The 12,166-nt window shown below is 62.6% G+C and carries 11 protein-coding genes and 1 pseudogene; 3 read left to right on the top strand and 9 right to left on the bottom strand.

The annotated features are described in order from the left end of the window. Nucleotide 1: 1 nt before the first annotated feature. Together HHL25_RS11500 and HHL25_RS11495 are read right to left on the bottom strand one after the other, a co-directional pair. A complete protein-coding gene (locus tag HHL25_RS11500) occupies nt 2-1,360 on the bottom strand; it encodes a glutamine synthetase family protein (RefSeq protein WP_169590499.1) in 1,359 nt (452 codons plus the stop codon). A 413-nt stretch (nt 1,361-1,773) separates the two neighbouring features. After that, nucleotides 1,774-3,027 (bottom strand): NAD(P)/FAD-dependent oxidoreductase, encoded by a 1,254-nt coding sequence (locus tag HHL25_RS11495; RefSeq protein ID WP_169590497.1) that lies wholly within the window; start codon nt 3,025-3,027, stop codon nt 1,774-1,776. 311 nt (nt 3,028-3,338) lie between these two features. Between HHL25_RS11495 and HHL25_RS11490 the strand changes: the two genes are divergently transcribed. Beyond that, entirely contained in the window at nt 3,339-3,701 is a 363-nt protein-coding gene (locus HHL25_RS11490; protein ID WP_169590494.1) for a YbaN family protein, read from the top strand. Nucleotides 3,702-3,719: 18 nt separating this feature from the next. Here the strand turns inward: HHL25_RS11490 and HHL25_RS11485 are convergent, their stop codons facing one another. Next, on the bottom strand, nt 3,720-5,306 hold the full coding sequence (locus HHL25_RS11485; RefSeq protein ID WP_169590491.1) for an MBL fold metallo-hydrolase RNA specificity domain-containing protein: 1,587 nt from the start codon (nt 5,304-5,306) through the stop codon (nt 3,720-3,722). A gap of 246 nt (nt 5,307-5,552) precedes the next feature. Between HHL25_RS11485 and HHL25_RS11480 the strand changes: the two genes are divergently transcribed. After that, nucleotides 5,553-6,293: a glycosyltransferase family 25 protein gene (locus tag HHL25_RS11480; protein ID WP_169590489.1), complete on the top strand. Its 741-nt coding sequence runs from the start codon at nt 5,553-5,555 to the stop codon at nt 6,291-6,293. 66 nt (nt 6,294-6,359) lie between these two features. On the opposite strand, the gene HHL25_RS11475 is transcribed toward HHL25_RS11480, so the two are convergent. Beyond that, nucleotides 6,360-7,694: an aspartate aminotransferase family protein gene (locus tag HHL25_RS11475; RefSeq protein ID WP_169590487.1), complete on the bottom strand. Its 1,335-nt coding sequence runs from the start codon at nt 7,692-7,694 to the stop codon at nt 6,360-6,362. 147 nt (nt 7,695-7,841) lie between these two features. Here HHL25_RS11475 and HHL25_RS11470 point away from each other — a divergent pair, with 147 nt between their 5' ends. After that, nucleotides 7,842-8,390: a cupin domain-containing protein gene (locus HHL25_RS11470; protein ID WP_169590485.1), complete on the top strand. Its 549-nt coding sequence runs from the start codon at nt 7,842-7,844 to the stop codon at nt 8,388-8,390. Nucleotides 8,391-8,801: 411 nt separating this feature from the next. On the opposite strand, the gene HHL25_RS11465 is transcribed toward HHL25_RS11470, so the two are convergent. The 5 genes and pseudogenes from HHL25_RS11465 to HHL25_RS11445 all read right to left on the bottom strand — a co-directional run bounded on the left by HHL25_RS11465 (nt 8,802) and on the right by HHL25_RS11445 (nt 12,082). Beyond that, complete coding sequence (locus HHL25_RS11465; RefSeq protein WP_169590482.1) at nt 8,802-9,509, bottom strand: DUF4405 domain-containing protein; 708 nt, start codon at nt 9,507-9,509, stop codon at nt 8,802-8,804. Then, complete coding sequence (locus tag HHL25_RS11460) at nt 9,506-9,979, bottom strand: cytochrome P460 family protein (protein ID WP_169590479.1); 474 nt, start codon at nt 9,977-9,979, stop codon at nt 9,506-9,508. Before HHL25_RS11460 ends, HHL25_RS11465 begins: the two co-directional genes overlap by 4 nt. 33 nt (nt 9,980-10,012) lie before the next feature. Then, nucleotides 10,013-10,483 (bottom strand): (R)-mandelonitrile lyase, encoded by a 471-nt coding sequence (locus tag HHL25_RS11455; protein WP_169590477.1) that lies wholly within the window; start codon nt 10,481-10,483, stop codon nt 10,013-10,015. 39 nt (nt 10,484-10,522) lie between these two features. Then, nucleotides 10,523-10,810: pseudogene (locus HHL25_RS11450) on the bottom strand (carboxymuconolactone decarboxylase family protein); the annotation flags it as partial. Nucleotides 10,811-10,996: 186 nt separating this feature from the next. Then, a complete protein-coding gene (locus HHL25_RS11445) occupies nt 10,997-12,082 on the bottom strand; it encodes an alpha/beta hydrolase (RefSeq protein ID WP_169590472.1) in 1,086 nt (361 codons plus the stop codon). Nucleotides 12,083-12,166 lie beyond the last annotated feature (84 nt).

Raw genomic sequence — 12,166 nt, 5'->3', positions numbered from 1 at the left:
CTCACGCGGTCCGGATATAGGCGTCGTATTCGACATCGGTCACCCTGAGGGCGAATTCGGCCAGTTCCTGATGTTTGCAGGCCGCGTAGAGCCCGCGATACTGTGGGCCGAGCGCCGCATAGGCAAAGCTCGACTTGGCGAAGCGCTGCAGCGCGTAATCCCAGTTGGTCGGCAGCGGCTCGTGGCTGATGGCGTGATCGTCGCCGGAGATCGCGCCGCCCGGCGAGGTCTTCTCCTTCATGCCGGCGAGTGCTGCCGACAGGATCATGGCAATGACCAGATAGGGATTGGTGTCGGCGCCGGCGACGCGGTGCTCGATGCGGGTCGCCGGCTTCGAGGCGGTGATGACGCGCACGGCGGCCGAGCGGTTGTCGAAGCCCCAGGACGCATAGGTCGGTGCGTGTTCGGAAGGGGTCAGCCGCCGGTAGGAGTTCTGGTGCGGCGCGAAGATCGCCATGCTCTCGCCCATGGCTTCGAGCAGTCCGCCGACGGAATGCATCAGCCGCTCCGACGGGCCTTCCTCGCCGACATAGATGTTCTTGCCGTCCTCGTCGAGGATCGAGAAATGCACATGCATGCCGCTGCCGGCCTGGGTGCCGTAGGGCTTGGCCATGAAGGTGGCGTCGAGGTCGTTGCAGCGGGCAACGCCCTTGACGATGCGCTTAAGGAGCACCGCATAGTCCGCGGCGGCCAGTGCATCCGGCACGTGGTTGAGGTTGATCTCGTACTGGCCGGGGCCATTCTCGCGCAGCGTCGTGTCTGCCGGAACGTTCTGGGCGCGAGCGGCGGCCGAAATGCCATAAAAGACGTCTTCGAAATCCTGGAGCTCGGAGATCGACAGCACCTGGGTCTGGCCGGTGTGCCAGCGTCCGTCACGGGTGTTCGGCGGACGGACCGGATCGAGCGCGGACCGCACCGGATCGATCAGGTAGAACTCGAGCTCGGTCGCCACGACCGGCGTCAGCTTCAGCTTCTTGTAGCGCTCGAGCACGTTGGCGAGCACCTGGCGCGGATCGGCATAGAAGCCGGTGCCGTCCGGATTGCGCATCTCGAGTAGCACCTGGGCGGTCGGGCGCGACAGCCACGTGACGCGCGACAGTGTTCCCGGAACCGGGAAGCAAAGGCCGTCGGGGTCGCCGGTGCCTTCTGCAAGGCCCGCGGCATTGACGTCGCGACCCCACACGTCGAGTGCGTAGACCGAGCGTGGGATCGCCATGCCCTTGGTCAACACGTCAAGCGCCCGCTCGCGCGGGATCCACTTGCCGCGGGGAACGCCGTTCACGTCGATCACGAAGGCTTCCAGCACTTCGATGTCGGGATTTTCGGCAAAAAAGTTTCGTGCGTAACTATCGATATCCATGAGGCACCATGAAAGGAAAAGGGCAAACGTCTATTTGATCCGGGTGCGTGAAAACACGCGCGCAAAGATGCACCGCTAACGGTGGCCGGACTTCGCGTTATAGATCAGAAAGCGTGCCATGTTCCTTGCCAGTACCTGCGTAACCCCTCGACCGGTGGCGCCTCTTGTGCGCCGGTTCTTGTCCGGTCCGTCGTCTGCAGAAAACGACTTTTTGGTCGATCGACCGAAAATGACCATAGCACCGAATTTCCGGCATTTCCAGCCTGCACCGCGCACGAAGCGCAGGCAAGGGGATTTGCGAGCGACCATCGGCAGCAGGCGCCTGCAGAAACGCGAAGGGCCTTTCGCCTCCAGACACGTGGTGGGAGAGGCGAAAGGCCCTGCGGGCAAATCGTCTTCGAGATCCGTCGACCTTACGGGTTGAACCGCTCCGGGCGATAGGCAGACATGTCGAGGAAGGGTCTTTCGCCCGTCATCGCTTCGGCGATCAGGCGGCCGGTGACGGGGCCGAGCGTCAGGCCGTGATGGGCGTGACCGAAGGCGAGCCACAGGCCCTGGTGGCGCGGGGCCTTGCCGACGATCGGCATCATGTCCGGCGTGCAGGGACGGGCGCCCATCCACGGTTCGGCATCCAGCCGTTCGGCGAGCGGGAAGATGGTGCGGGCAACGCGCTCGGCGCGTTCGACCTGGACCGGCGACTTCGGCGCGTCGCGACGGGCGAACTCGGCGCCGGTGGTCAACCGGATACCCTTGTTCATCGGCGCGAGGAAATAGCCGCGCTCGTTGTCCATCAGCCAGTTGTTGAGGATCGCATTGCCGGCCGGCGCATAGTGCATGTGGTAGCCGCGCTTGACGCCGAGAAGGAAATTGTAGCCCAGCTTGCGGGTGACTTCTTCCGACCAGGGACCAAGCGAGACGACGACGTCCTTGCCCTCGACCAGGCCTTCATCGGTCTTGACCTGCCAGCCGGCACCGCCGGCGCGCGGGGCGAGCGTGGTGGCGTCGCCGACGACGAAACGGCCGCCCAGGCTTTCGAAATACTTGAGATAAGCCGCCGTCAGCCCGTGCGGATCGAGAACGTTCCACGGATCGTTCCACTTGAGGCCGCCGATGAAGTCACGGCTGAGATGCGGCTCTTCCTTGGCGAGTTCGGCCTTGTCGAGGCGCGTGTAGCTGATGCCGTATTCGCGGGCGAGGCGCTCGGCCTCGGCAAACTCGGAATCGCGCTTGGCATTGCTGCGGAAAGCCTCGACCCAGCCGCTCTTGCGGATCAGGTGTTCGGCGCCTGCCGCTTCGATCAGATCCTTGTGCTCGCTGATCGAGTTCTCGATGAGCGGCGCATAGGCGCGCGCGATGACCTGGTGCCGCGACTTGTTGGAGTTCCACCAGTAGCGCGACAGGAACGGCACCAGCTTCAGCATGGCACTCATGTGGTAATGCGCGTCGATGCGATTGTTCAATCCGTAGCGCAGGATCAGGCCAAGCTCCTGCGGGAAGCCGTAGGGCACGACGCCCTCGCGCTGAATGAGGCCGGCATTGCCGAAGGACGTTTCCTCGCCGGCGCCGCGGCGATCCACCAGCACCACCGACTTTCCACGACGCGCAAGATGGATGGCGGTGGAAACGCCGATAATGCCGGCGCCGAGCACGATGGTATCTGCAGACATGTTCTTAGAAATTCCATTTTAATGATGAAAGAGACGGGAACATGCAATCGCGACTGTTGTTGTGCAAACGAAAAATTGCCGCAATCCGGCATTTTCCGGAAGCCGTTGCAGAAATGCGGACACGGGGCGCCGCCCGGTCGGATTTCGCACCTGACGATTTGCGGGCGCGCGACCACGCGACGCACCTGTTGGGCGCGGCAAGGCTTTGCGGGCTGGTGCTCGGATAGACTATCTGATGATAATCCGGGTCTCGATCCGGTGCGCGGCCCGGTTCGCGGATAGGGCGCAATCGCGCCGGAGGGAGAGTGACGATGCGGATCCTGCTCCTGGCGGGTGGTTGGTTGATGGTCGGTATCGGCATTGTCGGCGTCTTCCTGCCGGTACTGCCGACGACGCCGTTCATGATCTTGGCCGCCGCGCTGTTCGCCCGCTCTTCGCCGCGCTTCGAGCAGTGGCTGATCGACCATCCGCGCTACGGGCAGCCACTCATCGACTGGCGCTGCGAACGGGCGATCTCGCGCAAGGCCAAGATCGCCTCTGTGTCGATGATGGCTGTCAGTTTCCTGATCGTCTGGTTCGTCGGTCCGCCGCAGCTCTGGCTGAAGCTCATGGTCGGCGCCATTCTCCTCGCCTGCTCCGCATTCGTCCTGAGCCGGCCCAGGCCGCACGGCTGATCTTTCGACGCAGTCCCCCTATTCGCTCAGTGCCCGGCGCAACCGCCTGAGGATGACCGCCCGCGCCTTGTCGTCGCCGGCCTGCTTGAGTTCGTCCTGAAGGTCGAGCACCAGGGATTGCAGGTCGTTGTGCCAGTCCTTGTGGCCGGGGCGGGCCGGATCGATGCGCGGTGGTCTGGTTGCGGAAATGTCGGCCGGGCCATCGGGTCTGAGTTCGAAAGCGGAATCGATGCGCGGCACGATGATCCGTTCGAGGGGCAGGAAGTCGGAGAGCCGCTGGCCCATCGCGGTCAGCGCCCCCTCTTCGCCGTGGACGAGGAAGGTGGCCGTGCGGATCGGTTGCCGGTTGCGCACCCATTCGGTGAGCTCGCGTCCGTCTGCATGGCCGCTATAGATGTCGAGTTGGCGGATACGCGCCCGAACCGTGATCTCGTCGCCCTGGATGCGAACGGTTGACGTTCCCTCCTGCAGCAGCCGGCCGAGCGTGCCGGTGGCCTGGTAGCCGACCAGAAGCACGGTCGCCTCCTCGCGCCACAGCCAGTTCTTGAGGCGATGCCGGATACGGCCCGCCTCGCACATGCCACTGGCGGCAATGACGATGTGGAAGCCGCGCATGTTGTCGATCGCCTTCGACTGTTCGACCGTTTCGGTGAAGCGCACATTATGCGCCTCCATTGCCTCTGCGAGCAGCTTTCCGTTCTCGAGCTCGCGGGCGTGACGGCGGAAGATCTCGCTCGCGCGCGTTGCGAGCGGCGAATCGATGATGATCGGGCAGGGCTCGATCGCGCCGCTTCGCATGAGGTGGACAAGGTCGGCCAGGAGCTCCTGGGTCCGCTCCACGGCGAAGGACGGGATGAGCAGTGCACCGTCCGGATTGCGCGCCATCTGCACCTCCGCCTCGAGCGCGTGGCGCCGTGCCCGTTCGTCGACGATGTCGCGGTCGGTGTCGCCATAGGTGCTTTCGCAGATCAGGTAGTCGAAATCCTGCGGCGCTTCGGGATCGAACTGCAAGAGCTTGTGACTCGGCCCGATGTCGCCGGAGAACATCACGCGCAGCCTTTTCTCCGGCGTTTCGATTTCCATCTCCACCGATGCCGAGCCGAGCAGGTGGCCGGCATTCCAGAAGCGGAAGCGGATGCCTTCGACCGCCTGCTGCCAGCTTTTCAGCGGAACGCTGCGCATCATCGTGACCGCCCGGGCCGCATCGAGTGCGTCATAGATCGGTTCGACCATGTCCCGGCCGCGCCGCTGGTTGCGGCGATTGAGCTGGTCGACTTCGCTTTCCTGGATATGAGCCGAATCCGGCAGCATGACCGAGCACAGATCGACCGTGCCGCGCGTCGCGAAGATCGGTCCCTCGAAGCCCGCCTTGGCGAGCTTGGGCAGAAGGCCGGAATGGTCGATATGCGCGTGGGTCAGGATCACGGCGTCGATTTCCGACGCGACGAAGGGGAATTCGCGATAGTTCAGCTCCTTTTCGCTCTTCGAGCCCTGGAACATGCCGCAGTCGACCAGCACCTTTGTTTTTCCGAGATCGATCAGGAAGCAGGACCCCGTCACGGTGCCGGCGGCACCGTGGAAGCGCAGGATGGGATGGCGTGTCATCGGATGTCCCTCTCGTCGTCTTCGGCATTCTTTTCGTGGAACCCGCCTGCGCCCGATGCTGGAGCATCGGCGGCAGGCAAGGGATGTCGGCGTGACTGTCACGCCGATGCCATGGTGCGTCAAGACTGACCGGGATGGCAGCTGTGGAACGCAAATTTGTGACAGGTGATTGCGCCGGTTCTCCTTCGCCACTATCAAACGTCGAAGAGAACTTGGTAGGTTCCCGCAAGAGAGAAGGCGGACGGAGTGAAGATAGGCGTCTATGTCATCAATCTCGACCGCTCTGTCGCTCGCCGAGAGGCGCTCTGGCAGCAGGCGGCGGCACTCGGTCTTGAACTGCGCCGCGTCGAGGCGGTGGACGGTCGCGCGATCGACCCGAAAGACTGGGTGGATCTCGACGAAGAGAGCTTCAAGCGCAACAACGGGCGTTCCGTCGTGCCGGGTGAATACGGCTGCTACCGCAGCCACCTGAAGGCCTTTTCCACCTTTCTCGAAACCGACGACGACGCGGCGATCGTCATCGAGGACGACATCCAGCTGGTCGGCGACCTGGTCAAGCGTGCTGCCGCGATCCTCGACGCGGTGCCGAAGGCCGAGATGGTCAAGCTGTTCAACCACCGCACGGTCTGGTTCCACCGCACCGCCACCTCGCGCCTTGGCGACGAGGTCGGAAGGGCTTTCCATGGTCCCCAGGGGTCGGCGGCCTGCAATCTCTACACGCGGGAAGGGGCTCGTAAGGCCCTGCAGAACCTGAAGGTGATGCGCTATCCGGTCGACATCGCGCTGGAACGCGGCTGGCAGAGCGGCCTGGCCGTCTTCACGGTGCGCGAGGACATTGTGAGCCTCGGGGCGCTGAAAAAGCAGACCGAAATCGCCAGCATTGCCGACTATAGGAAATACAAGTTTACCGGTGCGAAGCGCATGGTCACGCATTTCGTCCGCGCCAGAGAATATTTGCGTCGGATCGGCTTTGCCCTTCGGGCCTGAGAAGCCCAATGTCAGCCGAAAGTTCCCGGGACCCGGTCGGGCCGGACCCCGGGGAGGTGTTGGGTATCAGGCCGCCCGCTTCAGGGCGTCGCCGAGGATCGAGACGATGGTGGCGATCTCTTCCTTCTCGATGATCAGCGGCGGCGACAGCGCGATGATGTCGCCGGTGACGCGGATCAACAGGCCGTTGCGGAAGCAGTCGACGAAGACGTCATAGGCGCGCGTGCCCGGTGCGCCGTCGCGCGACGTGAGTTCCACGGCACCGACGAGGCCGAGATTGCGGATATCGGCGACATGCGGCAGGCCCTTGAGGCTGTGCAGCGCCTCCTGCCAGGTTTCCGCAAGTCCGGCAGCGCGGGTCAGCAGGCCCTCTTCTTCGTATATCTCCATGGTGGCGATGCCCGCCGCGCTGGCGACCGGGTGGCCCGAATAGGTATAGCCGTGGAAAAGTTCGATCGCGTTTTCCGGACCGGTCATCAGGCCGTCATGCACCTTGCGGCTGGCGAACACGGCGCCCATCGGGATCGCCCCGTTGGTGATGCCCTTGGCGGTGGTCACGAGGTCTGGCACGACGCCGAAGTAATCGGTGGCGAAGGGGGTTCCGAGGCGGCCGAAGCCGGTGATGACCTCGTCGAAGATCAGGAGGATGCCGTGCTTCTCGGAGATCGCCCGGATGCGCTCCAGATAGCCCTTCGGCGGCAGGATGACGCCGGCGGAGCCGGACATCGGCTCGACGATCACGGCGGCGATGGTTTCAGCGCCGTGCAACTGGACGAGACGCTCGAGGTCTTCGGCAAGCTCGATGCCGTTGGCCGGCAGGCCCTTCGAGAACGCATTGCGGTCGAGATCCAGCGTATGGCGCATGTGATCGGCCGGGATCTGCGGGAAGACGCGACGGTTGTTGACCAGGCCGCCGACCGAAATGCCACCGAAACCGACCCCGTGATAGCCCTTTTCGCGGCCGATGATCCGGGTCCTGGTGCCCTGTCCGATGGCGCGCTGGTAGGCGATCGCAATCTTGAGCGCGGTATCGACCGATTCCGAACCGGAACCGGTGAAGAAGACGCGGTCGAGCTGGGCCGACGGACCGCCCGGCGACATCGTGCCGAGCTTGGCGGCGAAATCGAAGGCGACCGGATGGCCCATCTGGAAGGTCGGCGCGAAATCGAGGGTGCGCAGCTGGCGCTCGACCGCGTCGGTGATGCGCTTGCGGCCGTGCCCGGCATTGACGCACCAAAGGCCTGCCGTGCCGTCCATCACCTTCTTGCCGTCGATGTCCGTGTAATACATGCCCTCGGCGCCGGCGAGCAGCCGCGGCGCGGACTTGAACTGGCGGTTTGCCGTGAACGGCATCCAGAAATTGTCGAGGACCGGCATGTTGGAGGACGGGGTCTGAGGCATGATCGAAAGCTCCTTTGAGATTGCCTCGTGTGTCAGTCATTTTTCAACGTCCAACAAGTCCTTTTCTTGGTGCCGGCAAGCTATTGATTTTTAATGAGTGATGGGGTCAATGTTGCGGAAACCGCAACACCTGAAACAGGAGCGCTCGTGTCGGTCGATATCGGAAACCGCCTAAGACACCTCCGCATGGCGCACAAGCTTTCGCAGCGGGAACTTGCCAAGCGCGCCGGCGTCACCAATTCGACGATCTCGCTGATCGAATCGAATGCCTCCAACCCGTCGGTCGGCGCGCTGAAGAGGATCCTCGACGGCATCCCGATAGGCCTCGCCGAATTCTTCGCCTTCGAACCGGAGCGGCCGCGCCAGGCCTTCTACGCGGCAGACGAGCTGATCGAGATCGGCAAGGGCGCGATCTCCTACCGGCAGGTCGGCGAAAACCTGTTCGGTCGCAGCCTGCAGATCCTCAAGGAATGCTACCAGCCCGGTGCCGACACCGGAAAGGTGCCGCTCGTCCACGAGGGCGAGGAGGGCGGCATCGTGCTTTCCGGCCGGCTGGAAGTCACCGTCGACGACGAGCGCCGGATCCTCGGCCCGGGCGATGCCTACTACTTCGAAAGCCGCCGCCCGCACCGCTTCCGCTGCGTCGGCCCGGTCCCCTGCGAAGTCATCAGCGCCTGCACGCCACCGACGTTCTAGCAAATCCGGGGCGTGAGCCGAACGGAGGAAGCGCCGAGTCGAACGACCGCGCCGGTTGGGCGGTCGCTGAGGTTTTGTCTGGCTGTAAAGGAAGGAAAGATTGGCTAGGGCCTGGATTCTCGCATGATTTCAATGACCTAATGGAAAATCCTTGAAATTCCCTCTGTTTTCCCATCGCGAGCGACCGTGGATGTCACCTTTGCGCCCTGGCTTTGGGCCTCAGTCAGCGGGACGGGCGAGCGGCAATTATTTCCGCTTTCAGATCTCGCGTTTGCGGTGCTGCAGCGATAGAGCGTGCGGCAGCTTTGCGCCCAGAGCGGACATTCAAACATCTGCCGATGTGGTCTGAATTCGGCTCCTAAGCGGGCATTGGAGGCATCGAGCTGACAAGCGGCTGTGCGCCAAAAGCAGTCATGGCGCTCTTCCGCGAGGCTGGTCGTCCTCCCGCGATCCTCTTATGGGGCTGCCGAGCAGCCCCAGCGCGCAGTGCGTGATGGCGGCGTATAGGCCAACAATCGACGCGTATCCTATAAAAAAGCCAACGGTGTTCTCGCTGAAGTCCCACATATCCAGCGAATAGGTCAGCATCAGCTTGGTCCCGAAAGCCATCTCGAACGAGCTATTCACACCCCAGATCGCAATGGCCAAGGCCGTCGCTCTCACAACTATAGTGCGCGAGGGGCTTGGCGAGGCAAGGCGCAAGGTTGACTGGATCGTGTTCACCACCACGGTCCAGCGTGTTCCCAGATGGATAGCGATGATCAGCAAAACCCAGTATCCGGCGAACATATGGATTTCCCGCACCGCAAAGGCACCGCTGAGGGCGGTGAACGGGAAGAGGTCACGAGAGACCAGCAAGCTCGTCACCAGCATGACCATCATGCCGATAGCGAGGCAAAAAATGGTGACCAGGTTAAAGATGCGACTGGCATCCATTCGGCGCTTCGTCACGCCGCCGTACCAACGCCTGTTGAAGACGTTGTGCACGATCACGAGAACGAACAGGGCAGTGCCGAACAGCTCGTGGGAGAGATTGTCGAGCCACCAATATGCCAGGCAGGCGATGACGAGTACGACGGCCACGAGGTCCAGGAGCAGACGGATACGGAAGACGTTCATTCGAATTCGAACCGCCGCATGTCGTTGAAGGTGTAGAGGAAATCACGATCCGCGCGGGACATGTGGCAGCTCTGGCAACGGGCGGTGTTTTCGGCTTCGTTGATCGTGCCATCCGGCTTGAACCATTGGAACTGCCAGTCGGCAGTGCGGCGGTTTTCGTCGTAGTCCTGGCCCCAGTTTTCGCCCTTTTCCATGATGAAGTACCGGAACACTTCACCGTCGCGGTAGTCGACGAGCGCAACATGCGTGCCGTTCGGGATCGGGTCGCCGCGCTTGACGGCCTCGATCGCCTCGCGTGTCGTCATGATGTGTTCGGTGACTTCGCCGCGCGTCACCGTCGTGTAGTGGACGAGCTTCGCGATGTCCGGCATTGTCGCGCGTGTGGGCTCCGCATGGACCTGCATGCCGACCATGAGAACGGTCAGTCCTGCCAACGCAGCGCCGCCTATGCTGCCAATAATCTTTCTCATCCAGACTCCATTGATCAGCGCGGGGCCAAAACCTCAGCGCGTGTATTGTTCGTCGGTAACGTGTTCCATCCATTCGACTGACTTGCCGTCCAGCGCCTCGGAAATAGCGATGTGGGACATGCCTGTGGTCGCGGTTGCCCCATGCCAGTGCTTCACGCCTGGCGGAATCCACGCGATATCGCCCGGACGGATTTCCTGGACTTCACCGCCCCAGTGCTGGACGAGGCCGACACCTGCCGTGACGATCAGCGCCTGGCCGAGAGGGTGGGTATGCCAAGCGGTCGGCGCACCGGGCTCAAAAGTTACGGTCCCGCCACCCACTGTGGCTGGCGCGGTTGCGGAGAAACGGGAATCGACCCGGACGGCTCCGGTGAAATTTCTGGACGGACCCGCCGTCGACGGGCTCGTCCCCGCCCGTGTCACCGACACGACGTTGTCGGGTTCAGCAGCCGCTACGGATGTGCCAAGGGATAGGGCTACTGTCATTAGAATCCTCATCTTCATTTTTGCGACTGTTGCCGGGTATTTAACGCTTCGCTCGATCTAGTTTTCGGCGAAGACTTGCCTGGCGATCGCGACCGCCGACACAGCACTAGGCCAGCCGGAATAGAACGCCATGTGGGTGATGGTCTCGACGAGCTGTTCTTCCGTCAGGCCGTTGACCTTGGCGCACACGAGATGCGAGCGGAGCTGGTCCGGACGGTTTTGCGCGCTGACTGTCACGAGCCTTCGGTCGCGCCGGGAAAGCTGCGGCCGTTCCCAGATGCCGGCGTAGAGGACGTCGTCTGTCAGTTCTGCCAGTTTCGGTGCGATATCGCCCATCAATTGCCGGGTCCAGAGCTAGCGGATCTAGGTTCGAGGCTGGTTCCTGTGCCATGCTGGCCTCCATTCCGACTGATATGACGATGGCTGAAACCGAGATTCTCGACATAGGTTTCTTCAAGTTCGTTTCCTTCATTTTGCGGTCCTTCGGCATCTGGCGAAGAAGGGACGGCAGCGCAGACACGCGCCAATGCGTCAGTCGAGCTTCTTGTCGGTGAGGAACTTTGCGACCTGATCGGCGATCTCGACATTGTTCAGGTCTGACATCAGGAAGTGGGTGCCACCTTTGATGCCGATCTCCGGCAGGTGAACGAGCGTTGCGTCGCCGCCATGCTTGTTGACGGTGTCGACCCAGAGTTTCGCCATTGCCAGACGAACCCGCCAGTTGTCCTGACCGCGCTCTGTCGTCGGGTCAACCGGGAAATTATCCCCGTAGTAGATGACGATATGCAGCTTGGTCAGCTTCTCGAAATCGGCAACCGGGACGGCCTCGCCCTTGAGCGTGCCGGCGGCGCTCGGCATGTCGGCCGGCACTTCACCTTCCGGGAAGACGAAGCCGCTACCGGGCTCTATCGCGACGATGCCCTTGACGTTCGGATTCTTGATCGCCGTCAGCCAGCCGGGTCCACCTCCCTGCGAGTGGGTGAACAGGATGCCCGGTCCGGTCTTCTCGAACAGGGCCGACATGGCGTCCGAGATCACGTTTGCATCGAAGGACCCGGTGTTCGGGGTGACCGAACGAAACAACTGCTCAAGGGCCGCAGGACTGCGGTCGAACTGGACGTTCTCGAAGTAGTTGGGCCATTTTCCGAGACGGGACTGGTCGAAGAACAACTGGTCATAAGGTGTCGGCTCGATCGTCGCTGCAACGGTGCTGTTGCCCGCGCGGCCGCGGCGTGGCTGGTCGACGATGTAGGTGGAGAAACCCTTGCGCAGGAAAATGCTCTGGAAACCTTCACGGCCATCCGGTGTGGTCTCCCAGCTGCGGCCGGACTGGAAGGCTCCGTGCAGCATCACGATGGGCAGAGGCTTGGGGTCCTGCGGAACCTGATAGAAGACGTAGGCGTGGTCGCCGTGCAGCGACTGGCCCTCGGCCGTCGGGGCATTGTTGTTATAGGTGCCTTCCGTCTTCGAAACCGTACCGCCCACCGCAAAGCTGCCCTGCTCTTGAATAACGAGCGGTTCAGGCTTGGAAGCCGACTGCGCAAAGGCGAGCCCGGCGATGGCGATGGCGCTTGAGAAAGCGAGGACGGATAGGGTTTTGGCGAGTCTGCGGGGCATATCGATCTCACAATGATGAAGTTGAGAGAAGGGTATGCAGACATCACTCAGGTGATTAGCCGCCTATTTCCGATTGAGGCCATT

The sequence above is a fragment of the Rhizobium terricola genome (assembly GCF_012927355.1).
In the GTDB taxonomy this organism is placed as follows: domain Bacteria; phylum Pseudomonadota; class Alphaproteobacteria; order Rhizobiales; family Rhizobiaceae; genus Allorhizobium; species Allorhizobium terricola.
The sequence above is the reverse complement of the archived record's forward strand: the minus strand, read 5'-3'. Positions and strand labels throughout refer to the sequence as shown.